The 22,744-nt window shown below is 71.7% G+C and carries 18 protein-coding genes and 1 riboswitch; of the genes, 4 read left to right on the top strand and 14 right to left on the bottom strand.

The annotated features are described in order from the left end of the window. Positions 1–42: 42 nt before the first annotated feature. From ACFP3V_RS23520 to ACFP3V_RS23510, 3 genes are all read right to left on the bottom strand, one after another. The gene (locus ACFP3V_RS23520; RefSeq protein WP_380586866.1) at positions 43–957 is read right to left on the bottom strand and encodes a sugar ABC transporter permease; all 915 of its coding nucleotides are present in this window, start codon (positions 955–957) and stop codon (positions 43–45) included. Beyond that, positions 954–1,928: a carbohydrate ABC transporter permease gene (locus tag ACFP3V_RS23515; protein WP_380586863.1), complete on the bottom strand. Its 975-nt coding sequence runs from the start codon at positions 1,926–1,928 to the stop codon at positions 954–956. Before ACFP3V_RS23515 ends, ACFP3V_RS23520 begins: the two co-directional genes overlap by 4 nt. Positions 1,929–2,016: 88 nt before the next feature. Continuing rightward, positions 2,017–3,300, bottom strand: a complete 1,284-nt coding sequence (locus ACFP3V_RS23510) for an extracellular solute-binding protein (RefSeq protein WP_380586860.1) — start codon at positions 3,298–3,300, stop codon at positions 2,017–2,019. 239 nt (positions 3,301–3,539) lie between these two features. Here ACFP3V_RS23510 and ACFP3V_RS23505 point away from each other — a divergent pair, with 239 nt between their 5' ends. Continuing rightward, positions 3,540–4,757, top strand: coding sequence for a homogentisate 1,2-dioxygenase (locus tag ACFP3V_RS23505; protein WP_380586857.1), 1,218 nt, complete (start codon positions 3,540–3,542; stop codon positions 4,755–4,757). Then, on the top strand, positions 4,754–5,962 hold the full coding sequence (gene fahA, locus ACFP3V_RS23500) for a fumarylacetoacetase (protein WP_380586854.1): 1,209 nt from the start codon (positions 4,754–4,756) through the stop codon (positions 5,960–5,962). Before ACFP3V_RS23505 ends, fahA begins: the two co-directional genes overlap by 4 nt. A gap of 21 nt (positions 5,963–5,983) precedes the next feature. On the opposite strand, the gene ACFP3V_RS23495 is transcribed toward fahA, so the two are convergent. From ACFP3V_RS23495 to ACFP3V_RS23465, 7 genes are all read right to left on the bottom strand, one after another. Next, positions 5,984–7,975, bottom strand: a complete 1,992-nt coding sequence (locus ACFP3V_RS23495) for a glycosyl hydrolase family 28-related protein (protein WP_380586851.1) — start codon at positions 7,973–7,975, stop codon at positions 5,984–5,986. 108 nt (positions 7,976–8,083) lie between these two features. Continuing rightward, on the bottom strand, positions 8,084–9,709 hold the full coding sequence (locus ACFP3V_RS23490) for a glycoside hydrolase family 13 protein (RefSeq protein ID WP_380586848.1): 1,626 nt from the start codon (positions 9,707–9,709) through the stop codon (positions 8,084–8,086). Between the two features lie 62 nt (positions 9,710–9,771). Continuing rightward, positions 9,772–10,638, bottom strand: a complete 867-nt coding sequence (locus tag ACFP3V_RS23485; RefSeq protein WP_380586845.1) for a carbohydrate ABC transporter permease — start codon at positions 10,636–10,638, stop codon at positions 9,772–9,774. Then, complete coding sequence (locus ACFP3V_RS23480) at positions 10,635–11,576, bottom strand: carbohydrate ABC transporter permease (RefSeq protein ID WP_380586842.1); 942 nt, start codon at positions 11,574–11,576, stop codon at positions 10,635–10,637. The genes ACFP3V_RS23485 and ACFP3V_RS23480 overlap by 4 nt, the downstream gene beginning before the upstream one ends. 54 nt (positions 11,577–11,630) lie before the next feature. Then, positions 11,631–13,001: an extracellular solute-binding protein gene (locus ACFP3V_RS23475; protein WP_380586839.1), complete on the bottom strand. Its 1,371-nt coding sequence runs from the start codon at positions 12,999–13,001 to the stop codon at positions 11,631–11,633. 280 nt (positions 13,002–13,281) lie between these two features. Next, positions 13,282–14,292, bottom strand: coding sequence for a LacI family DNA-binding transcriptional regulator (locus tag ACFP3V_RS23470; protein ID WP_380586836.1), 1,011 nt, complete (start codon positions 14,290–14,292; stop codon positions 13,282–13,284). A 33-nt stretch (positions 14,293–14,325) separates the two neighbouring features. Beyond that, the gene (locus ACFP3V_RS23465) at positions 14,326–17,109 is read right to left on the bottom strand and encodes an FAD-binding and (Fe-S)-binding domain-containing protein (RefSeq protein WP_380586833.1); all 2,784 of its coding nucleotides are present in this window, start codon (positions 17,107–17,109) and stop codon (positions 14,326–14,328) included. 1,013 nt (positions 17,110–18,122) lie between these two features. Here ACFP3V_RS23465 and ACFP3V_RS23460 point away from each other — a divergent pair. Both ACFP3V_RS23460 and ACFP3V_RS23455 read left to right on the top strand, forming a co-directional pair. Further along, positions 18,123–18,989: a hypothetical protein gene (locus ACFP3V_RS23460; protein WP_380586830.1), complete on the top strand. Its 867-nt coding sequence runs from the start codon at positions 18,123–18,125 to the stop codon at positions 18,987–18,989. A gap of 5 nt (positions 18,990–18,994) precedes the next feature. Further along, positions 18,995–19,082: riboswitch (ZMP/ZTP riboswitch) on the top strand. A 23-nt stretch (positions 19,083–19,105) separates the two neighbouring features. Then, complete coding sequence (locus tag ACFP3V_RS23455; RefSeq protein ID WP_380586827.1) at positions 19,106–19,969, top strand: bifunctional 5,10-methylenetetrahydrofolate dehydrogenase/5,10-methenyltetrahydrofolate cyclohydrolase; 864 nt, start codon at positions 19,106–19,108, stop codon at positions 19,967–19,969. 62 nt (positions 19,970–20,031) lie between these two features. On the opposite strand, the gene ACFP3V_RS23450 is transcribed toward ACFP3V_RS23455, so the two are convergent. From ACFP3V_RS23450 to ACFP3V_RS23435, 4 genes are all read right to left on the bottom strand, one after another. Continuing rightward, a complete protein-coding gene (locus ACFP3V_RS23450) occupies positions 20,032–21,057 on the bottom strand; it encodes an alpha/beta hydrolase fold domain-containing protein (protein WP_380586824.1) in 1,026 nt (341 codons plus the stop codon). 50 nt (positions 21,058–21,107) lie between these two features. Next, on the bottom strand, positions 21,108–21,548 hold the full coding sequence (locus ACFP3V_RS23445; RefSeq protein ID WP_380586822.1) for an SRPBCC family protein: 441 nt from the start codon (positions 21,546–21,548) through the stop codon (positions 21,108–21,110). A gap of 105 nt (positions 21,549–21,653) precedes the next feature. Then, positions 21,654–22,007, bottom strand: coding sequence for an ArsR/SmtB family transcription factor (locus ACFP3V_RS23440; protein WP_380586819.1), 354 nt, complete (start codon positions 22,005–22,007; stop codon positions 21,654–21,656). Then, a complete protein-coding gene (locus tag ACFP3V_RS23435) occupies positions 22,004–22,489 on the bottom strand; it encodes an SRPBCC family protein (protein WP_380586816.1) in 486 nt (161 codons plus the stop codon). The genes ACFP3V_RS23440 and ACFP3V_RS23435 overlap by 4 nt, the downstream gene beginning before the upstream one ends. Positions 22,490–22,744: the final 255 nt, after the last annotated feature.

Genomic DNA, 22,744 nt, shown 5'->3' with positions numbered 1-22,744 from the left:
CTTGTATCCGTACGGACAGTAACCGAAAGCGAGTTGGGGCCGTCAGCCCTTGGTGCCGCCGGCGGTGAGGCCGGTGACGAGGTGCTTCTGCACCAGGTAGAACACTCCTGCAGCCGGAATGGCAATCATGACGGCCGTGGCGGCCATGTAGTTCCACTGGGAGTTGTACTGGCTGATGTACGTCTGAAGGCCGACCGCAAGCGTGTACTTGTTGGACGAGAGCATGAAGTGCGTCGCGAAGGCGACCTCGCCCCAGGCGGTGAGGAAGGTGTAGAACGCGGCCACGGCCAGGCCCGGGCGGGCCAGCGGGACGATCAGCCGCCAGAAGGTGCCGAACGGAGTGAGCCCGTCGATCCGGCCGGCCTCGTCGATGTCCACCGGGATGGTGTCGAAGTAGCCCTTCAGCAGCCAGGCGCAGTAGGGCACGGCGGTGGAGCAGTAGATGACGACCAGTCCGCCGTAGGAGTCCAGCAGGTGCAGCCCGGCCATGATCTTGTACAGCGGCACCATCAGCACCGAGACCGGGAACATCTGGGTGAGCAGGAAGGTGTACATCAGCGAGCCGCGCCCGAGGAACCTCATCCGGGAGACGGCGTAGGCGGCGCTGGCCGCGATCAGCACGCCGACGACGGTGGTGCCCAGGCCGACGATGACCGAGTTGAGCATCCAGGTGCCGAACTGGGTGTGCTGGATGACGTAGCTGTAGTTCGACAGCGTCGCCTTGCCGAGGATCGTCCCCGGGTGGCGGTAGTCGAACTCGCCCGGGCCGAGCGAGATGTAGCAGATCCAGCCGATGGGGAAGGCGGCCAGGAAGGCGGCGACGGCGAGCACGCCGTGCAGGCCGAGCGAGGCGAGGACGCCGCGCTCGCCGCGCTTGAGGGCCTTCCCGCCGTCGGCGGCACGGGACTTGGCCGGGGCGACGGGGGTCGCGGTGGTCTCGGTGACGGTCGTGCTCATGCGAGGACCCCCTCGTCGTTGCGCTTGAGCCAGCGGCGGTAGAGCTGGGTGAAGACCACCAGCAGCGAGAGGCAGAGCATGCCGACCGCGGCGGAGCCGGCGTAGTCCTGCGGCTGCTGGCCGAAGAAGAGCTGGTAGGCGTAGGTGACCAGGATCTGCACGCTGTCGGAGTTGACGTTGCCGAACAGCAGGTAGATCACGTTGAACTGGTTGAAGGTCCAGATCACGCCGAGCAGGATCACGGTGCTGGAGACCGGGCGCAGGCCGGGCAGGGTGACGTTCCAGAACCGCTGCCAGTTGGACGCGCCGTCCATCTCCGCGGCCTCGTAGAGCTCGCTCGGGATGGCCTGCAGGCCGCCCAGCAGGGAGATCATCAGAAACGGGATGGAGCACCAGATGTTGACGCCGATCGCGGCCACCTTCTGCGCGAACGGGTCGCTCAGCCACGAGGGTTGGCCCAGCCCGAGCAGGTGCAGCAGCTGGTTCACCGCGCCGTCGTCGGCCAGGATCAGCCGCCAGGAGAACAGGGTGACGAAGGTCGGCACCGCCCAGGGCAGGATCAGCAGCATCCGGTAGACGGTGCGGCCGACCAGCTTGCGGTTGAGCATCACCGCGAGGCCCAGCGCGATGCAGTAGCTGATGCCCACGCAGAGCACGGTCCAGACGATGGTCCACACGAAGTGGGGCCAGAACTGGTTGTCCGGTCCGCTGAGGATGTCGATGTAGTTCTTGAGCCCGACCCACTTGTAGGTGTCCGGGATGTGGTTGACGCCGATGGTGCGGCCCACGTTGAGGCTGTTGGCGTCGGTGAAGGTCAGGTAGATGCCCTGCACCAGCGGATAGCCGACGATCAGCCCGAGCACCGCGACCACGGGCAGGCACATGGCCCAGGCGTACCAGTAACGGTCGTAGGAGTACTTGATCCGCTTGAGCAGGCCGGGACGCGGCCGCTGGTCGACGGCGACGGACATCAGATACCTCGGGGGGAACGGATGGGGACAGGGAGGCGGCCGGTGAGCGGCCCTGACGCTGGGTCAGGGCCGCTCACCGGCCCGGGACTCACTGGAAGTCGGCCAGCTGCTTCTTGGCGGCGGTGGCGACGTTGTCCAGTCCGGCCTGGGTGGCCTCCTGGCCGGTGAGGATCTTCACCAGGTCCGTCTGCAGCGGGGTGTAGAGGTTGCTGTACTCCGGCAGCGCGGGACGCGGGACGCCGGCCGACAGCGCGGCCTGGAAGCCGGCGATGCCCGGGTTGGCGGTGACCGCGGCGGTGTAGGCGTCGGTGCGGGTCGGCAGGGTGGCGTTCTTGGTCGCGATGGTGACCTGCGACTGGGCGGAGGTCATGAAGGCGATGAACTTCTCCGCGGCGGCCTGGTGGGCGGCGTCGGAGCCGGCGTAGGCGACCAGGTTGTGGCCGCCGATCGGCGCGCCCGCCTTGCCCGCGGAGCCGGCCGGGACGGCCGCGATGCCCAGGTTGGACTTGTCGCTGAACGCGGCGCCCTTGAAGACGTTGGTGGTCTCCCAGGGGCCCTGGATGATCGAGGCGACCTTGCCGGACTCGAAGGCGTCCATGATGTTCGAGTAGCCGTTGCTGGTGGTGTCCAGCTTGGCCGCGCCCGGCGCGGCGATGAGCGCCTTCAGGGTGTCGATGCCCTTGACCGCGGCGGCGGAGTTGACCGTGATCTTCTTGTTGGCCGCGTCCACCATGTCGGTGCCCTCGCCGTACAGGAAGGGCATGGCGTAGTACGAGGCGGGGTTGAAGGCGAAGCCGTCCACGCCGGCCTTGGACTTGACCAGGGCCATGTCGGCCTTCAGCTCGTCCCAGGTCTTCGGCGCCGCGGTGATGCCGGCCTTGGCGAACAGGGCCTTGTTGTACATCAGCGCGAGGGTGTCGGTGACCTCGGGCATGCCGTAGAGCTTGCCCTGGTACTTGGCCTGCTCGATGAGCTGGGGCTCGAACTTGGCCTGGTCCGCGGCGGCGGGGGTGCCGTCCAGCGGGAGCAGGAAGCCGGCCTTGGCGAAGCCCGCGGTCCAGCCGACGTCGGCGCGCAGCACGTCCGGGGCGCCGGTGCCGGCCGCGGCGGCGGTCTGGAACTTGGTCTGCGCGTCGGCGAAGGGGACGCTCACGTACTTGACCGTGATGTCCGGGTTGGCCTTCTCGAAGTCGGCGACCAGGGCCTTGAAGGTCGGGGCCTCGTTGGTGGCGTCCGAGGTGTCCCACCAGGTGATGGTGACCGGGCCGGACTTCTGGGAGGAGCTGTCAGAGCTGCTGCCGGAAGATCCGCAAGCGCTTGCAGAAACCGCTATCGCCGTCGCCAGAACGGCTGCCGCAATGCCACGACGCATTGTGCACTCCTTCAAGGTGGATGCCCGCGGCCGCACTGCCTGCGGGGCTTCGGGGAGGAACGTAACAGCCGTGCAATCCGAATGGAAACCCCTTGCAGCAACTTTCTGAAAGCCGCGGTGATCCGTTACAACAGCGTGTCCTGACGGTTGCCCGGCCTTGACTCCCGCCTTGACACCGCGAACCGGTCCATCCTGGGATGGACTGACCTGGCCAGCGACGCTCAGGAGGCGAACCACCGGTGGCGCACTACCGCAGCGTGGGCACCGTCCCACCCAAGAGGCACACCCAGCACCGAAGCGGCGACGGCAGCCTCTACTTCGAGGAGCTGATGGGCGAGGAGGGGTTCTCCTCCGACTCCTCGCTGCTCTACCACCGCCACCTGCCCTCGGCGCTGACGGACAGCCGGGTCTGGGTGCTGCCCGAGCAGAAGACCGAGGCCAACCACCCGCTCAAGCCGTACCACTTCCGCCTGCACGAGCTGTTCCCCGGCGAGAGCTGGCGGCAGTGCGACCCCGTGCGGGACCGGCGGCTGCTGCTGGGCAACGCCGACGTGCGCATCTCCTACGTCGCCGCCGGCGTCCCCTCCCCGCTCTACCGCAACGCGGTCGGCGACGAGTGCGTCTACGTGGAGTCCGGCGGCGGAGTGGTGGAGACCGTCTTCGGCAGCCTTGAGGTCGGCAGGGGCGACTACGTGATCCTGCCCCGCGCCACCACCCACCGCTGGCTGCCCACCGGAGACGAGCCGCTGCGGCTCTACGCCATCGAGGCCAACTCCCATGTCGCGCCCGCCCGTCGCTACCTCTCCCGGTACGGCCAGTTCCTGGAGCACTCCCCCTACTGCGAGCGCGACCTGCGCGGACCGGTCGGCCCGCTGCTCGCCGAGGACGGGCTCGGCGACGTCGAGGTGTACGTCAAGCACCGGGTCAACGGCAGCGCCGTCGGCGGCACCGTGATGACCGTCCCCGAGCACCCCTTCGACGTGGTCGGCTGGGACGGCTGCCTCTACCCCTACGCCTTCAACGTCCGCGACTTCGAGCCGATCACCGGCCGGGTGCACCAACCCCCGCCCGCGCACCAGGTCTTCGAGGGCAACGGCTTCGTGGTCTGCAACTTCGTCCCGCGCAAGGTCGACTACCACCCGCTGTCCATCCCGGTGCCCTACTACCACTCCAACGTGGACAGCGACGAGGTCATGTTCTACTGCGGCGGGGACTACGAGGCCCGCAGGGGCTCGGGCATCGGTCAGGGCAGCGTCTCGCTGCACCCCGGCGGCCACACCCACGGCCCGCAGCCCGGCGCCTACGAACGCAGCATCGGCGCCGAGTTCTTCGACGAACTCGCCGTCATGGTGGACACCTTCCGCCCGCTGGAGCTGGGCGAGGGCGCCCGAGCGAGCGACGACGGCCGCTACGCCTGGACCTGGAGCGGCCGCGGCCCGGAAGGACCGCTGACATGACCGCCACCTGGGTCCCCGTGCCCGAGGGCTGCGGATTCACCGTGGACAACCTGCCCTACGGGGTGTTCACCCCGCTCCGCTTCGGCCGGCCCGACGGGCTGCCCCGGGTCGGCGTCGCCATCGGCGAGCACGTCCTCGACCTCGCGGCGATGTGGGCCGGCACCCCGCTGGGGGCCGATCTGTCCACCGGCTCGCTCAACCGGCTGCTGCGCCGCGGCCCGCGCGAATGGGCCTACGTGCGCACCGAGGTCCGCCGGATGCTGACCGGCTCGGAGCGCCGCGAGTTCTGCGAACACGCCCTCCACCCCCTGGCCCAGGTGCGGCTGCACCTGCCCTTCGAGGTCGCCGACTACGTGGACTTCTACGCCTCCGAGGCGCACGCGACCAACCTGGGCCGGATCCTGCGCCCGCAGCAGGCCGAGCCGCTGCTGCCCAACTGGCGCCACCTGCCCGTCGGCTACCACGGCCGCGCCGGCACCGTCGTCGCCTCGGGCGCGGAGATTCCGCGGCCCTGCGGCCAGTTGACGGCCGGTCAGTTCGGACCCTCCGCCCGGCTGGACGTCGAGGCGGAGGTCGGCTTCGTCGTCGGCAGCGGCTCCGAGCGGGGCACGCCGGTCCCCACTTCCGCCTTCACCGACCACGTCTTCGGCGTCGTCCTGGTCAACGACTGGTCCGCCCGGGACATCCAGGCCTTCGAGTACCAGCCGCTCGGCCCCTTCCTCGGCAAGTCCTTCGCCACCTCGCTGTCCCCGTGGGTGGTCCCGCTCGCGGCCCTGGAGCACGCTCGGATCCCGACGCCGGAACAGGACCCCGAGCCGCTGCCCTACCTGCGGGAGAAGGAGCCCTGGGGGCTGGACCTGGACCTGGAGGTCCGGCTCAACGGCCACCTGCTGTCCCGGCCCCGGTTCCGCGACACCTACTGGTCGCCCGCGCAGCTGCTGGCCCACCTCACCGTCAACGGCGCTTCGCTGCGCACCGGCGACCTCTACGCCTCCGGCACCGTCTCCGGCTGGGGCCCCGACGAGCGCGGCTCGCTGATCGAGCTGAGCTGGAACGGGCAGCAGCCGCTGCAACTGCCGGACGGCGAACGGTCCTTCCTCCAGGACGGGGACCTTGTGGAAATCTCTGCAAGCGCTCCCGGCCCGGACGGCACCCGGATCTCTCTGGGCGCTGTCACGGGCCGGATCACACCTGCAAGGATCTGAAAGAGCTTGCCGAAGCCGCCGTCAGTGCCACGGGCCCGGCGCCGGCGGCGGCACCACCGGCGGCCGGTCGTCGCAGGTGATGGTGTTCGGCAGCTCCCACGGGGACAGCCAGGAGCCGTTGCCGCCCAGGTCGGTGAGCCCGAACTCCGAACCGGCGGCGGTGAAGTGGAAGGAGCCGCAGTTGTTGACGCTCACCGCGCCGACGTTGCGGGCCTGCACGTTCTCGAAGGTCGCGGACCCGGCGGCGCGGGCGCTGACCACCGAGGTGCCGGCGCCGTCCACCCTGACGTCCTTGAAGTGGACGTTGCTGATCGAGTACAGGTCCCTGACCGGCCAGTCGGCCACGAACATGGCGGCGTTGTAGGTGCTGTCGAGGAAGTCGTCCCCGACCACCTCCACGTCCGCAGCCAGATCCTTCTCCAGGGCGTAGAACCAGATCGCGCCCAGGCCGATGTTCCAGTTCAGCTCGTAGGTCCCGGCCCGGACGGTGGTGTTGCCGGTGACCCACACGTGGCCGGTGAAGGCCTCGGCGCCGAAGCGGGAGCCGAGGTGGATCGCGCTGCCCTCCCGGATCGGGTCGGCGACCAGGTTGTCGGAGACCGTGTTGTCGGTGCCGCCGTAGAGGGCGATGCCGTTGGCGAGCACCGGCGTCTGCACGGTGTTGTGGTCGAAGACGTCGTCCGCGTCCTCGGTCTTCTCCGACCACATGGCCAGGCCGTCGTCGCCGGTGTTGCGGACGAAGTTGTTGCGGACCACCGAATCGGTCACGCCGGTGTGGAAGTTGATGCCGTCCGCGATCTGGTCAGCGATCTGGTTGTTCGTGATCACCAGGTGGTGCATGGGCCCGTCGAACCACATGCCGACCTTGGTGTGGTGGATGTACAGGCCGTCGATGGTCGAGTCGCTGAAGGCGCCGCCGATCCCGTTGACCTGGTCGGTGTCGATCCGCTCGCGCACGTCGCCCTCGATCGCGAAGCCGGACAGATGCACGTCGTGGCTGCCGCCCGCGGCGGCTTCCTTGCCGTAGAAGCCGACGCCCGTGTGCACCGAGCCGTCCGGCGCCGGGGCCGGAAGGGTCACCTGGTGGCCCTTGATGACGGTGTACCAGCTGCCCGCGCCGACGATCGTCACGTCGTCCACGACGATGTGCCGGTTCACCTGGTACGTGCCCGGCGGGAGGTAGACCTTGAGGTGCGTACGCCTTGCGAAGGCGATGGCCCGGTCGAGGGCGTCGGCCGAGTCGCGCCGCCCGGTCGGGTCGGCCCCGAAGGCCAGGACGTTCGCGGCGTACGGCTCGACGTGCGGCGGGGCGACCTGCTGGGAGTCCATCAGGTCCACGACCGTGGTCGCGGCGCCGGCCGGGACGGTCAGCCGGATCTTGGCACCCGCGGGGTAGCTGCGGCCGAGCAGCAGCCGCTGCTCGTCGTAGAAGTGGTTGGGCCGGAACGGCTTGGCCACCACGGGCGCCGGGGTGGTGGCGTCCGGAACGCAACCGCACTCGGTCATCCACCAGTCGGGGTGGAGGATGTCGGCGGTCGGGTCGTTGCTGAACGGGTACTCGTTGTAGAGCCAGGCGTACTGGGAGGTCAGCGTCATGGTGCGGTGGTGCCTGCCGTCCACGGAGACGTCCAGCGGCGAGGTGATGCCCCCGCCCTGGGGCGCGTCCGGGATGCTGTAGCGCACCGTGATCGCGTTGGCGGCCTGCGGCAGAGTGAACTCGACGTACTGCCCGGGCTCCAGTCTGACGGCGCTGCGGCCGGACGCCTCGGCCTGCAGCGTGTAGGCGTCCCGGCCCGGGCCGATGACCGTGCCGTCGGTGACGGCGTGCTCCGCCTCCTGCTCGAGGAAGCCCAGGTCCGCGCCGCGCCCGGCGACCAGCGCCGGGTCGAGCCCGGCCCGGGTGACGACGGCGGCGGCCGGCCCGGCCGCGGCGTGCGCGGCTCCGCCGAGGCCGACGGTGAGGCTGACGACGGCCGTGGCCAGGGCCGCGGCGGTGGTGCGTGGGACGTACATGGTGGGATACCTCCCGTGCGTGGCAGGCGGGTTGCCTGTGGATGGAAGGGGCCGCACCGCCCACCCTCAAGAACGGTGCGGCCCCGGTAGCGCCCTGGCTCCGCCGGGTCAGGGCAGGCGGAGCCAGACCGCAGTGTCGGGGGGCAGCTGACCGTCCGTCAGCGGCCCGCTGGTGAGCAGCACCTTGCGGTGCTCCGGCAGATCGACAGGTTCGGCCCCGAGGTTGACGACACAGGCGAAGCCCGAGCCGTCGCGGCGGAAGGCGAGCACCTCCGGTGCGCTGGGCAGCCACGCCATCGGTCCGTCGCCCAGGCGCTCCGCCCGGCGCAGCCGCAGCGCGGCGCGGTACAGGGAGAGCATGGAACCGGCGTCGCCCTGCTGCCGCTCGACCGTGAGCGCGGCCCAGTCGCCCGGCTGCGGCAGCCAGGTCGTCACCGGCCCGTCCGCGTCCGGCGAGAAGCCGAACGGGGCGGCCTCCCCGCTCCACGGCAGCGGCACCCGGCACCCGTCGCGTCCGGGGTCGGCGCCCCCGGTGCGGTGGAACATCGGATCCTCGATGACCTCGGGCGGCAGGTCCTCGACCTCGGGCAGGCCCAACTCCTCGCCCTGGTAGAGGTACACCGACCCGGGCAGGGCCAGGCTGAGCAGCGCGGCGGCGCGGGCGCGCCGGGTGCCGAGCGCCGGGTCGGTCGGGATGCCGTGCGCCTTGGCGGCGAAGTCGAAGCCGGTGTCCGCGCGGCCGTAGCGGGTGACCGTGCGGGTGACGTCGTGGTTGGCCAGCACCCACGTCGCCGGGGCGTCCACCGGCGCGTGCACGGCGAGGGTCGTGGTGATCGTCGCGCGCAGCCGGTCGGCGTCCCAAGGGCAGGTCAGAAAGCCGAAGTTGAAGGCGGTGTGCAGCTCGTCGGGGCGCAGGTAGCGGGCGAAGCGCTCGGGGTCCGGCAGCCACACCTCGCCGATCAGCGCCCGCGGCGAGGCGTACGACTCGGCGACCTTGCGCCAGTCCCGGTAGACGTCGTGGATCTCGTCGCGGTCGAAGTAGGGGTGCGGGTCGGCGCCCTCGACCAGGTCCGGGAGTGCCGGGTCCTTGATCACCTCGGCGGCGGAGTCGATGCGGACGCCGGCCGCGCCGCGGTCGAACCAGAACCGCAGCACCTCCTCGTGCTCGCGGTGCACCTCCGGATGGGTCCAGTTGAGGTCCGGCTGACCGGAGGCGAAGCGGTGCAGGTACCACTGGCCGTCCCCGGCCTGCGGTGTCCCGACGCGGGTCCACGCGGTGCCGCCGAACTGGGACTTCCAGTTGTTGGGCGGGAGTTCGCCGTGCGCGCCCCGGCCGTCGCGGAACCAGAACCGCTCGCGCTCGGGCGAGCCGGGGCCGGCCGCCAGCGCCGCCCGGAACCAGGCGTGCTGGTCCGAGACGTGGTTCGGGACGATGTCGACGATGGTGCGGATGCCGAGGTCCAGCGCCTCGGCGATGAGCCGCTCGGCCTCCTCCAGCGTGCCGAAGGAGGGGTGGATGGCGCGGTAGTCGGCCACGTCGTAGCCGCCGTCCGCCATCGGCGAGGCGTACCAGGGGTTGAACCACAGGGCGTCGACGCCGAGTTCGGCCAGGTACGGGAGCCGGGAGCGGACGCCTGCCAGGTCGCCCACTCCGTCGCCGTCCGCGTCGGCGAAGCTGCGCACGTAGACCTGGTAGATCGCGGCGCCACGCCACCACTCGTGGGGTTGGTGCACGGTAGGAGTCTCCTCGGAAGGGATCGGCCCACAGGGGGTCGGCTCGAACGGGGCGGACGCGGTCAGCCCTTGAGGCTGCCGGCGGTGAGCCCGGACATGATGTTGCGCTGGAAGACCAGGAAGAAGATCACGGTCGGGACCGCGGAGATGGCGGCGGCGGCGATCAGCACGTTCTCGGGGACGCCCAGCGAGAGCGAGTAGATGCCGGCGTTGATGGTCTGCTTCGTCGGGTCGGGCTCGGCCAGCAGTGGCCACAGGAAGTCCTTCCAGACGTTGACCAGGGCGAAGATGGAGACCACGCCGATGATCGGCCGCGACATCGGCAGCACGATGGAGAGCAGCGTGCGCAGCGCCCCGGCGCCGTCGATGGACGCGGAGTCCAGCAGTTCCTGCGGCACCGAGTCGAAGAAGCGCTTCAGCAGGTAGATGTTGAACGCGTTGGCCACCGAGGGCAGCCAGATCGCCCAGGGCGAGTTGAGCAGGTTCTGGTGCAGGAGCGGCAGGTCCAGCACCGTCAGGTACTGCGGGACCACCAGGACCATGGCCGGGATCATCAGCGTCGCCAGCATCAGTCCGAGGATCGCGTTGCCGAGCACCGGCCGCAGCTTGGACAGCGAGTACGCGGCGGCGATGTCGAACACCAGCTGGAAGGCGAGCGCGCCGAAGGCGTACCAGAGCGTGTTGAGCAGCAGGTGCGAGATGTTGAGCCGGTTCCAGGCGTCGCCGTAGTTGGAGAGCATCACGTGGTGCGGGTAGAAGGTCGGCGGCGTCTGGATGGACTCCGTCGTCCCCTTCAGCCCGTTGGTCACCAGCAGGTAGAGGGGCCCGAGGAAGGCGATCGTGAACGCGGCCACGATCAGGACCAGCACCGTCCGGTACAGCGTCCGGTTCAGCTGGGCCGGGTTGACCAGGGTACGGGTGTCGCTCACGAGTCCAGCCTCCGGTTCAGTCGCACGTAGACCACCGAGAAGCCGGCCAGCACCAGCAGCAGGAGCAGCCCGAGTGCGCAGGCCGCGCCGTAGTTGGAGAAGTTGAAGGCGTACTGGTAGATCAGGTAGACGACGGTGGTGGTCGAACCGTCCACGCCCTGGCCGCCGTTGGTGAGCACGAAGGGCTCGACGAAGACCTGCATGGTGGCGACGATCTGCAGCATCAGCATCAGCGAGAGGATCAGCCGGGTCTGCGGGATCGTCACATGCCAGACGCGGCGCAGCAGTCCGGCCCCGTCCAGCTCGGCGGCCTCGTAGAGCTCGCCGGGGATGTTCTGCAGGGCGGCCAGGTAGATCAGGGTGGCGCTGCCCATGTTCATCCAGGTGGAGGCGATCACCACGGCGAGCATCGCCATGTCAGGGGACTGCAGCCACCCCGAGGTGGGAAGGTGGAGCAGCTGCAGCACCCGGTCGATCAGCCCGTACTCGGGGTTGTACAGGTACTTGAACAGCACCAGCGATGACACCGGCGGGAGCATCACCGGCAGGTACACCAGGATCCTCAGGTAGCCCCGGGCGTGCCGCAGTTCGTTCATCACCGCGGCCAGCACGAAGGGGGCGGCGAACCCCAGCACCAGCGCGAGCCCGGTGAACTCCGCCGTGTTGCGCCAGGCCTGCCAGAAGCTGGGGTCGTTGACGATCTGGTTCAGGTTGTGCAGGCCGACCCAGGTGGTCCTGCCCGCCTTCGCCTTCTGGAAGCTCATGATCACTTCGCGGACCATGGGGTACCACGAGAAGAGGGCGAAGCAGAGCACCGCGCCGATCAGGAAGCCGTGTGCGGCGAGGTTCCGCTGCACCGATCTGCGCAGGGCCCCGGCCCGGCCCGCCGCCTGTGCCGGCGGCGAGTCGGTCCCGGAGGGTGCGGTCAGGACCGCCATTGTCGAATCTCCTTGGATCGCTTGGCCGTTGGCCTACTGGGTGGTGGCCGGCGCCTACTGGGCGTTGGCGAGCACCTGGTTGACCTGCTGCTCGGCGGTGTCGAGCAGCTTCTGCAGGTTCGCCTTGGGGTCGGTGAGCGTGGAGGCCATCGCCGTGTCGAGGATCTTGTAGATGGCCTGGGCGTTGGCCGGCTCGGTGACGCCGGGGACGGCCGCCTTGACGAACGGGTCGAAGGCCTGGACCGACATGGTGGCGCTGGCCGCCTTGAGCGTCGCGTCCTGCTGCGCGGTCTGGCCCTGGAACAGCTGCGGCTCCGGCAGGCCGACGGCCTGGCCGGACGCCTTGGCCCGGGCGTAGTTGTACTGCTGGCCCTGGCCCATGGTCAGCCACAGGTAGCTGACCAGCTGGATGCCCGCCTTGATCTGCTCCGGGGTGTCCTTGACGTTGAACATGTAGTCGTCGCCGCCGGCGAGGGTGCCCTTGCCGGGGCCGTCCTGGCCGGGGATCGGGCCCATGCCGAAGTCCTCGTACTTGGCGCCGAGGCTCTGCACCATGTACGTGATGTCGTCCGGCGCGGCGATGTACATCCCCAACTTGCCCGCGGCCATCTGCTTCTGCAGGTCGCCCCACTTGTAGAGCTGGGTGGAGCCCATCACGCCGTCGTCGAAGCGGAGCTTGTGCAGGTTCTGCAGGACGGCGAGGCCCTGGGCGTTGTTGAAGGCGGCCTTCTTGCCGTCCGGGGTGACCATCTGGCCGCCCTGGGCGTACATCTCGGCGGTGAAGTGCCAGCCGCCGTTGTTGCCGGCGCTGTAGTCGCCGTAGCCGGCGATGCCGTTGCCCAGCGCGGCGATCTTCTTCGCGTCGGCCTCGACCTCGGCCCAGGTGGTGGGCGGCTGGTCGGGGTTGAGCCCGGCCTGCTGGAACAGCTTCCGGTTGATGATCATGCCCATGGTGTAGTTGGTGCGCGGGAGCCCGTAGATCTTCCCGTCTGACTTCTGGGTGTCCCACACCGAGTCGAGGATGTCGTCCTTGGCCGGCAGGTTCGCGGCGGTGACGTACTGCGTGATGTCGGCCGCCTGACCCGCGTCCAGCACCTGCTGCTTGTCGGTGAAGTAGGTGTAGAAGACGTTCGCCTCGGTGCCGCCCTTGAGCGCGGCGGTGAACAGTTCGGGCGTCTCGCACGGGAAGGTGTCGATGCTCTTCACCGTGATGTTCGGGTGCAGCTTCTCGAAGGCGGCGATGTCGTCGGCCCACTGCTTGCGCTGCACCGGCCGGCTGGTCGGCGGCGCGCAGTCGATCGAGATGGTCACCTTGCCGCCGGCGTCGCTCTTGCCGTCGCCGGAGCCGGAGGAGGAGCTGGAGCCGCACGCGGCGGCGGTCAGTGAGACAGCGGCGGCGATCAGCAGCGCTGCGGATCTGCGCATGGGTGTTGACCCCTTCATGGGCGATGAGTGGGAAAGCCCGCCAGGATCCGGGGAACCTGTGGCGGCCATCACTTAAGCATTGCCAGCAGATGAGCACAAGATGTCGACGGCAACTTGCAAGATTTCAACAATGTCTCGCCAGGGCATGCGAAAGGGGCGCGGGGAACGGTGCGGGCCGCTCACCACTCGCGGAGGTCCGGTTCCCTTGCGGGCCGGACTCCCCGGGTGGTGGGCTGCTCGCGCGGTTCCCCGCGCCCCTGGAGGGGTTGCCGTCGGGCGGTCAGATGCGGGGCACGGGGCCCGTGGAGCCGCGGACGACGAGCTCGGGCTCGAACAGCAGCTCGTCGTGCGTCACCTTGGCACCGGCGATCTCACCGGCCAGCAGGTCGACGGCTGCCCGCCCCATGGCCTCGATGGGCTGGCGGATCGTGGTCAGCGGCGGATCCGTGCAGGTCATGAACGACGAGTCGTCGTAGCCGACCACCGAGACGTCCCCGGGGACGTCCAGCCCGCGCCGCTTCGCGGCCCGCACGGCCCCGAGGGCGATCGGGTCGGAGGCGCAGATGAAGCCCGTGACGCCGCGCTGCAGCAGCCGGCCGGCCGCCGCCTGGCCGCCCTCCAGCGAGAACAGCGCGTGCTCGACGTCCTGCTCCCCCAGCTCCAATCCGGCCTTGGTCATGGCCAGGTGAGCCGCCGTCAGCTTGCGGCGTGAGGGCATGTGGTCCTGCGGACCGAGCACCAGCCCGATCCTGCGGTGGCCCAGCGAGACGAGGTGGCCCACGGCCTGCTCCACCGCCACCGCGTCGTCGCAGCTGACCTGCGGGAAGCCCAGGTCCGGGATCGCGGCGTTCATCAGCACGGTGGGCAGGCCGCGCTGGGAGAGCCGCTCGTAGTGCTCGTGCGGGGACTCCGCCTGCGCGTACAGGCCGCCGAAGAAGACCACACCGGAGACCTGCTGCTGCAGCAGCAGCTCCACGTAGTCGGCCTCCGAGACGCCTCCCGCCGTCTGCGTGCACAGCACCGGGGTGAAGCCCTGCTGGGCCAGGGCGCCGCCGACCACTTCGGCGAAGGCGGGGAAGATCGGGTTCTGCAGCTCCGGCAGGACCAGGCCGACCAGCCGCGAGCGTTCGCCGCGCAGCTGGGTCGGGCGCTCGTAGCCGAGCACGTCCAGGGCGGTCAGGACGGCGGTGCGGGTCTGCTCGGAGACGCCGGGCTTGCCGTTGAGCACCCGGCTGACCGTCGCCTCGCTGACCCCGACCTTCCTGGCCACCTCGGCAAGTCGTCGTGTCATGGCCGCAAGTCTAGGGCATGGAACGAAAGCCGCTTACCGATCTTTGCAATTCTCAGGCAATCCTTGCTGCAAGAGCTGGGCCAGGTGCAGTGGTGCGGCGCTGCCCGCCGGCCCCAGCTGCCTGATCTGCGTCCGGCAGCTGTAACCGTCCGCCCGCACCGCCGTCCCCGGAGCCGCCGCCCGCAGCGCGGGCAGCAGCCGCTGCTCGGCCACCGCCACCGACACCGCGTGGTGCCCGCGCTCGAAGGCGAAGTTCCCCGCCAGGCCGCAGCAGCCCCCGATCTCCGTCCCGGCCATACCCGATCGCGGGTCGGCGGCTTGCCCGCGCAGCACCGCGTGCTCATGGCAGTGCACCTGCGTCAGCACCGGCCCCTCCGGCAGCGGCAGCGTGCCCGCCGGCACGGACTCCGCCAGGAACTGTTCCAGCGTCCGCACCCGGTCGGCCAGTTGACGGGCCGCCGGGTCATCGGGCAGGTACCGCGGCAGCTCCTCCCGCAGCGCCGCCGCGCAGCTGGGCTCCAGCACCACCACCGGCAGCTCCGGGTCGCTGCTCCCCAGCACCCGCAGCGTCCGGCGCAGCACCCGCCGCGCGGCGGCCAGCTGACCGGTCGTCACCCAGGTCAGCCCGCAGCAGACCGGACCCACCGGGAGCACCGGCTCGAAGCCCGCGTAGCGCAGCACGGCCACCCCCGCCTCCAGGACCTCCGGCTCCAGATGGTTGCCGAAGGTGTCCGGCCACAGCAACACCCTCCGCTCCCCCGGGCGCGGCCGGAACCCGCGCGTGAACGGCCGCGGCGCCACCCGGGGCAGCGGGCGCTCCCGCTCCGTCCCCGCCGCCCTCCGCACCAGCGCGGATACGGCGGGCAGGTTCACCAACCGGGCCGCGCCGGGCACCCGGTGCAGCCACCGCAGCCGACTGGGCAGCCCGCCCAGCGCCCAGTGGCTCCGCGGCCGCAGCCGCCGCGCGTAGTACCGGTCCAGGAACAGCGACTTGTACGTCGCCATGTCCACGTGCACCGGGCAGTCCACGGCGCAGCCCTTGCAGGACAGGCACAGGTCGAGTGCCTCCCGCACCTCGTCCGCACCGTGACGGCCCGTCAGCAGCCGTCCGTCCACCAGCTCGCCCAGCAGCCGGGCCCGGCCTCGTGTCGAGTGCCGCTCGTCGCCGGTCGCGGCGTAGCTCGGGCACATCACGCCCACCGGCCGCTCGGCCACACAGGCGCCCACGCCGACGCAGCGACGAGCACCGTCCGCCAGCGGCAGCTCCCGGGGCAGCCGGGCCACGCGCAGGTCGGCGTCGAGCGCGCGCGGCGCGACGACGTTGCCCGGGTTGAGCAGCCCCTCCGGGTCGAAGACCCGCTTGAACCGCGCGAACAGCTCCAGCACCTCCGGCGGGTACATCCGCCCCAGCAGCTCGCCCCGCGCCTGCCCGTCGCCGTGCTCGCCGGACAGCGAACCGCCGTGGGCCACCACCAGGTCGGCCGCCTCCTCCAGGAACCGGCGGAAGGCACCGCGGCCGTCGCGGGTGTCGAGCGGGAAGTCCAGCCGCAGGTGCACGCATCCCTCGCCGAAGTGGCCGTACGGAACGCCGCGCAGTCCATGACGGGCCGTCAGTTGCCGTAGCTCTCGCAGGTACGGGCCGAGGCGCCACGGCGGCACCGCGGAGTCCTCCCAGCCGGGCCATGCCTCGGAGCCGTCCGGGGCGCGCGTCGCGGTCCCGGCGGCGGCCTCCCGCACCCGCCAGAGCCGGCGCTGCCCGCCGGGATCGGTGAGCAGCCGCACGCTCGCCCCCTGCCCGCGCACCGCCCGCTCGATCGCCTCGGCGTGCTCGCGGCCGTCCGCCTCCAGGAACAGCCAGCCGCGCCCGGCCGGCAGCGCCTCCCGTGCCCGCTCGTCCCGCACCAGGTCCGCGCCCATGCCCTCGGCCGTCAGCGGGCGCAGCGGCAGCAGCTCGGCCACGGCCTCGGCCGCCGCCGACTCGTCGGCGTACCCGGCGACCACCAGCATCCGGGCGCGCGGCAGCGGGTGCAGCGCCACCGTCGCCCCGAGCAGCAGCGCGCAGCTGCCCTCCGTGCCCGTCAGCGCCCGGGCCAGGTCGAAGCCGCGTTCCGGCAGCAGCGCGTCCAGCGCGAAACCCGAGACCCGGCGCGGCAGCCGGGGGAACGCCGTGCGCAGCAGCGCGAGGTTCTCCGCCGCCAGCCGCTCCAGCTCCCGGCGGACCTCCCCCTCCCGCCCGCCCCGCTCCCCCGCGACCCGCCGCTCCTCGGCCGTCGACGGACCGCCGACCGCGAACTCCGCGCCGTCGGCCAGCAGCAGCTCCAGCTCCCGGACGTTGTCCGCGGTCCGTCCCCAGGCGACCGAGTGCGCGCCGCAGGAGTCGTTGCCGATCATCCCGCCCAACGTGGCCCGGCTGTGCGTGGACGGATCCGGCCCGAAGCCCAACCCGTGTGCGGCAGCGGCCCGTTGCAGGTCGTCGAGGACGACGCCCGGTTCCACCCGCACCGTCCGCGCCGCGGCGTCCACCGGGCCGATGCGGCGCATCCCGGGGCGGAAGTCCAGCACGAGCGCGCCCGGGGACACCGCCTGGCCGCCGATGCTGGTCCCGGCGCCCCGCGCCAGCACCGGCACCCCCGCTTCCCGGGCCAGTGCGAGCGCGGCCCGCACGTCGTCCGCACCGGCGGGGGCGACCACGCCGAGCGGCACCTGCCGGTAGTTCGAGGCGTCGTAGGCGTAGACGCCCCGGGCACCGTCCCCGAAGTCCACCCGGCCGCGCACCCGCCGTCGCAGCTCCCGCTCCAGTGCCGCCGTGTCACCCATGCCCCCACCGTAGGACCCTGGGACCGCTCGCACACACGCCCGGCAGCCGCGCGTCCTGACGACCGTCGCAGCGCTCCTTCATGCCACTCCGACCTGCCCTTTGACGGACCTTCACCCTTTGGGGTGGGAATCGCCCGGTCCCTTACCGGCCTCGGCTACGGTCAGCCGCGTGTCCACGCCCGCACCCCCCGTCGGCGTCGCCCGCCGGGCGGTCTCCCTGCTCGCCCTGCTGGTGCTGTTCCAGGGCCTGCCGACCGCGTTGCGCGCCTCCGCGCTCGGCCGCGGCTACCTCACCGCCGGCTTCGGCGTGCTCTACGGCCTGCTGCTCGCCACCGCTGTCGCCGTCCTGCTGGCCCGCCGCCGCGCCGGCCTGGCCCGGCTGGACGTCCTCGTCCTCGCCCTGGCCGTGGTCCGGCTCGGCCTGCTGCTCGCCTCCTCCACGGGTCCCGGCAAGCACGTCTACCACGACGACGAGGGCGCGCTGGTCACCATGGCGGCCCGGTCGCTGGCCGCCGGCGGACACGTCTACGGCGTCCACTTCGTTCGGACCACGGCCGTGTTCGGGATCAACCTGACGCCGCTCGTCGGCGGCGGCTGGGCGGACACCTTCGGCTACCCGCCGCTCAGCGTCCTGCTGACCGCCCCCCTCGTGCACGTGCTCCCCTCCTGGGTCCCCGTCGCCGGGCTGGTCTCCCTCGGCGGCCTCGTCCTGGCAGCCGTCGTCATGTTCCGGCTGCTGCCCGAAGCGGTCCGGCCAGGGGCCACGCTGCTGCTCTTCGGCGTCAGCTGGATGTTCCCGTACGCCCGCGAGGGCTACCCGGTCTTCCTCACCCTCGCCCCGCTCGCCGTCGTCGTCGCCCGGTGGACCCGCGTCGGCGTCGGCGGCCGCCTCTCCCGNCGGCGCCCGCCTCTCCCGCGCCGACCTGGGCACCGCGGCCTGCCTCGGCCTCGCCTGCTCGGCCCACCAACTCGCCTGGTTCCTGGCCCCGTTCACAGTCCTCGGAATCCTGCTGGTGCGGGCCGGGGAGACCTCGCCGCGCCAGGCCGCCGCCCTCACCGCCCGCTGGACCGGCGTCGCCGCGGCGGCCTTCCTGCTCGTCAACCTCCCCTCCCTGCTGCTCGACGGCCCCTCCCGCTGGGCCGACGGCGTCTCCACCGTGCTCACCCAGCACGTCGCCCCGCAGGGCCTGGGCCCGGTCGACATCAGCTACTACCTCACGGACGGCACCGGCGCGCTCGGCTACTACTCCGCGGCCGCGCTCGCCCTGCTGCTGGCCACCCTGGCCCTGCTCGGTCTGCACCCCCGCCGCCTCGGGCCGGCCCTGGCCGCCCTTCCCTGGCCGGCCTTCTTCCTCAGCGCCCGCTCCACCGAGACCTACTTCATGCTGCTGGCCCCGCTCTGGCTGGTCGGCTTCGCCTGTCTCGACCAGGACGCCCTGGCCCGCGCGTACCAGTGGCGGCCCCCGCTGCTGAGGCGCCGTCAGGTCCGCCTGGCGCTCCCGGCCGTGCTCGGCCTCCCGGCAGCGGCCCTGCTGCTGACCGCCATCGCCAGCCCGCCCCCGCTGACGCTGCGGCCCACCGCCTACACGAGCAGCGGCAGCCGTGGCGTCACCACCATCTCGGTCACCCTGCAGAACCGCACCGGCACCGCGCTCCGGCCCGCGTTCGGCACCAGCAGCGACGCCTGGGCCGACTTCCACTGGCGCATCGTCAGCGGCCCCGCCGTGCTGGCCCCGCACGCGACCGCCCACTACCGCCTGCGCCACACCGGTACCGGCGCCTTCCGGCTCAACCCCTCCGGCGCCAGCTACCTCCGCGTCCTCTCGGACGCCCCGATGACCCTGACCAACATCCCCTTCGCAGGCCGCCCCAAAGGCTAGACTCGGCCCCGGGCCGTGACTGGCGCTGAGGTGGACGACCACCGGGGAGCGGCCCGACGGTTCCCGTCCCCGCCGCGCGCCTGGGCACTCCGCCACGAGCCGCCCAGGAGGCCCCGATGACCGCCGTCCCCCAGCCCACCGCCGCCCTGCTGGACGGCACCGCGCTTGCCCGCGAACTCACCGCCCGCACCGCCGAGTCCGCCGCCGAACTGCGCCGCCGCACCGGCACCGCCCCGTGTCTGGCCACCGTCCTCGTCGGCGCGGATCCGGCGTCCGTGACCTACGTCCGGATGAAGCAGAACAGCTGCGCCAAGGCCGGCATCGAGTCCCGCCACGTCGCCCTGCCCGCCGAGATCAGCACGGCGGGGCTCGTCGACGCCGTCACCGCGCTCTCCGAGGACCCGGCGGTCCACGGCATCCTGCTCCAGCACCCGGTCGGCGCCCACATCGACGAGCGCGCCGCCTTCGAGGCCATCGCGCCGGGCAAGGACGTCGACGGCGTGACCACGGCCTCCTTCGCCGCGATGAGCTTCGGCCTGCCGGGCTTCGTCTCCTGCACTCCCGGCGGCATCATGCGCCTGCTCGACGCCTACGACGTCGAGTTGAGCGGCCGTCACGCCGTCGTGGTGGGCCGCAGCCCGATCCTCGGCAAGCCCGCGGGCATGCTGCTGCTCGCCCGGGACGCGACCGTCACCTACTGCCACTCCCGCACCGCCGACCTGCGCGCCCACCTGCGCGAGGCGGACCTGGTCGTGGCCGCCGTCGGCCGCCCCCGCTTCATCCGCGGCGAGGACCTCAAGCCCGGCGTGGTGGTCGTGGACGCGGGCTACAACGAGGGCAACGTCGGCGACGTCGACTTCGACAGCGCGGCGGCCCGCGCGAGCCTGATCACCCCCGTCCCCGGCGGTGTGGGCCCGATGACGATCGCGGTGCTCCTCGAGCAGACCGTCGAAGCCGCCTGGCGGCAACTGGTGTCCTGACCGCCCTGCCCCCCAGTCAACCTCCCGGGCAGCGCGGCCCCTTCGCCCGGCGCTGCCCGGTCCTACCCTCCCCGAAGCACCCTCCGCAGCCAGCGCAGCCGCGCCTCGCGGGCGTCGCGGCTGAGCGCGGCCTCCGGCGCGAGCGTGTCGAAGCCGTGGAACGCGCCCGGCCAGACGTGGAGTTCGGCCTCGCCCCCGGCGCGCCACACACGGTCGGCGAAGGAGACCGCCTCGTCCCGGAAGGTCTCGGCCGAGCCGACCTCCACATAGGCGGCGGGCAGTCCGGACAGATCCTCGGCGCGGCCCGGCGCCGCGTAGGGCGGCAGGTCCGGTGCGCCCCAGCGGTCCCCCAACGCCGCCCGCCACGCCGTCGCGTTCGACACCCGGTCCCACGGATCGTGCCCGGCCATCTGGTGGCTGGAGAAGCTGTCGTTGCGGTCGTCGAGCATCGGACTCAGCATCAGCAGCCCCAGCGGGCACGGCTCGCCCCGGTCCCGCAGCAGCAGCGCCAACGCCGCCGCCAGCCCCCCTCCCGCGCTCTTCCCCCCGATGACGACCCGCTCCGGATCGAGGCCGAGCCCGTCCGCGTGCGCGAGCGCCCAGAGCAGCCCGGCCCGGCAGTCGGCCAAGGGCCCGGGGTAGCGCGTCCCCGGCGCCAGCCGGTAGTCCACGGAGAGGACGGCGACTCCGAGCGGCAGCGCCCACTCCCGCAGCAGCCGGGGGAGCACCGACCAGGCGTTGCCCATCACCATGCCGCCGCCGTGCAGGTAGTACAGCCACGGCAGCGTCCCCTCGCTCCCTGCGGGCCGGGCGCTGACGACGGTGACCTCCCCCGCGTCCGGGCCTCCGGGATCCCGGGGCACCCGCAGCTCGGCCACCTCGAAGCGGCCGCCGTCCGCCAGCCGCTCCAGACCCGGCCGCGGCCGCGCGACGGCATCGCGGGACTGCCGGGACGCGAGGTTCTCCCACGTCAGCGGCTCCCTCGCCGCCGCGTCGGCCTTCGCGAGCACGGCGGCCAACTCCGCGTCGAGCGGGGGCGCCTGACGCACCGCCGGCACCGACCCGTCCCCTGCCGCTCCGGCAGCCACCCACGGACCTCCCCACGGGGCAGTACCGTCGACCGCCGCCGCGCCCGACCCTAGTGCCAGTTGCTGATCTGCAGGTCCCTCGGCGAGGGGTCGCCCGCGCCGGTCTCCAGCAGCTTCTTCAGACTGAGCAGGTAGGAGGCCCACTTGGTGCTGCAGTGGTACATGAACTCCACGGGCTCCCGCCAACCCTCGTGCCGGAACAGGACGATGGTGAAGCCGTCCTCCTGCTTGAGCGTGAACTCGACCCGCGTCCCGAGCCACTCCTCGGGGCCGTCCACGACCTCCCAGAGGACCGCCTCCCCGGGCCGGGCGTCCAGCACCTTCATGTCGAACCCGCCCGGCAGGAACCGGAACCGGACCACGCCCCCGACCCCGGCGTCGCCGTCCGTGTCCTCGGTCCACCACCCGGCCAGCCCGTCGACCGTCGTCAACGCGTCGTACACCGCCTCGGGCGGGGCCTGGACGCCGATCCTGTGCAGAATCTCCGCCATTGCGAACACACCTCTCGTGTCCCTATATCTGTCTCGTGGTACCTGGGTTGTCGTGCGTGGCCTGTTGCGCCTCTGCCGCAGGCCGCCTTGGGGATCCCGCCGTGGCTATCGGGCCTGCCGGCCCTCCTGCTTGGCGCGCTCGATCGCCTCGGCCATCCGCTTGATGCGCTGCAGCCGGGCATCCCAGGCCGCCCCGACGGCCGACAACTGGGCGACGGCTCTGGCGAGTTGCGCTTCGTCCACCTCGTACCGGCGCTCCCGCCCGACAGGCGTGTCGTGGACCAGCCCGACGCGTCCGAGCACGCCCAGGTGCTTCGCGACCGCCTGCCGGGTGACCGGCAGCTGCTCGCTGAGTGACGTCGCCGTGCCCCCGCTGCCCGCCAGCAGCAGGTCGAGCATGCGCCTGCGGATGGGGTCGCCCACCGCGGACCACAGCTCGTCGTCCGTCGCCACGCTCACCGTGCCACCGAGCCCTGGCGTGCGGCTGCGTAGGCGACCAGGCGCGGCAGGAAGTAGTCCCAGCCCGTGACGTGGTCGCGGTACTGCTCCTCCAGCAGCGCGGCCTCCCAGCCCCGCTCCCGGAACCCCTGCTCGCTGAACCGCAGCAGGGTGCCCGTGTCCGTCGGCACCAGGTCGAACGTGACGAGCAACGAGTTCGTGGGCGACGCCGCCTCGTCCTCGTCGTACACCCACCGGATGGCGAACCGCTTGGGCGGATCGGCCTCCACGACGGTGAGCGGGGACACCTGCGCGTCGGCGGAGCCCTTCTCCCCGAAGACCACCTGCCCGGTCCCGCCGACCACCGACTCGAACTCCGCCTCGTCGGGCCACCACTCCCGCAGATGCTCGGGCGTGCTGATGACCTCGTACACCACCTCGGGCGAGGCCTCGATGTGGATCTCCCGCTCGATGCTGCCGTACTCGGACTTGCTGGCTTGCATGGCCGTCACTCGCTTCTCGGTCGACGATGTGGTTCGTGCAACGTTTGGTTGCATATGACGTTACGCCCCGGCCCGAGGATGCGCAACCATAGGTTGCTTAGCGGTGGTGTTGGCGGTGGCGTTGCCGTGGTGTTGGCGGTGGCGTTGCCGTGATGCCGTCCGTGGTGTTGGCGGTGGCATCCACAGGGGGGTTGCTGACTGCAGTTGTCGCTCCATGCTTGCAACGGCATTGGCCGTTGGGCGGGTTGGGCGCCG

The sequence above is a fragment of the Streptacidiphilus monticola genome, assembly GCF_042658505.1.
Taxonomy (GTDB): domain Bacteria; phylum Actinomycetota; class Actinomycetes; order Streptomycetales; family Streptomycetaceae; genus Streptacidiphilus; species Streptacidiphilus monticola.
Note: the sequence above shows the minus strand (reverse complement) of the source record. Positions and strands in the feature narration are given on the sequence as shown.

Bases quoted from the DNA above. Each gene is read 5' to 3' on its own strand.
- ACFP3V_RS23435 (WP_380586816.1), bottom strand. From the start codon at position 22,489: ATGCAAGCCAGCAAGTCCGAGTACGGCAGCATCGAGCGGGAGATCCAC.
- ACFP3V_RS23445 (WP_380586822.1), bottom strand. From the start codon at position 21,548: ATGGCGGAGATTCTGCACAGGATCGGCGTCCAGGCCCCGCCCGAGGCG.
- ACFP3V_RS23510 (WP_380586860.1), bottom strand. From the start codon at position 3,300: ATGCGTCGTGGCATTGCGGCAGCCGTTCTGGCGACGGCGATAGCGGTT.
- ACFP3V_RS23475 (WP_380586839.1), bottom strand. From the start codon at position 13,001: ATGCGCAGATCCGCAGCGCTGCTGATCGCCGCCGCTGTCTCACTGACC.
- ACFP3V_RS23495 (WP_380586851.1), bottom strand. From the start codon at position 7,975: ATGTACGTCCCACGCACCACCGCCGCGGCCCTGGCCACGGCCGTCGTC.
- ACFP3V_RS23520 (WP_380586866.1), bottom strand. From the start codon at position 957: ATGAGCACGACCGTCACCGAGACCACCGCGACCCCCGTCGCCCCGGCC.
- ACFP3V_RS23455 (WP_380586827.1), top strand. From the start codon at position 19,106: ATGACCGCCGTCCCCCAGCCCACCGCCGCCCTGCTGGACGGCACCGCG.
- ACFP3V_RS23515 (WP_380586863.1), bottom strand. From the start codon at position 1,928: ATGTCCGTCGCCGTCGACCAGCGGCCGCGTCCCGGCCTGCTCAAGCGG.
- ACFP3V_RS23480 (WP_380586842.1), bottom strand. From the start codon at position 11,576: ATGGCGGTCCTGACCGCACCCTCCGGGACCGACTCGCCGCCGGCACAG.
- ACFP3V_RS23465 (WP_380586833.1), bottom strand. From the start codon at position 17,109: ATGGGTGACACGGCGGCACTGGAGCGGGAGCTGCGACGGCGGGTGCGC.
- fahA (WP_380586854.1), top strand. From the start codon at position 4,754: ATGACCGCCACCTGGGTCCCCGTGCCCGAGGGCTGCGGATTCACCGTG.
- ACFP3V_RS23470 (WP_380586836.1), bottom strand. From the start codon at position 14,292: ATGACACGACGACTTGCCGAGGTGGCCAGGAAGGTCGGGGTCAGCGAG.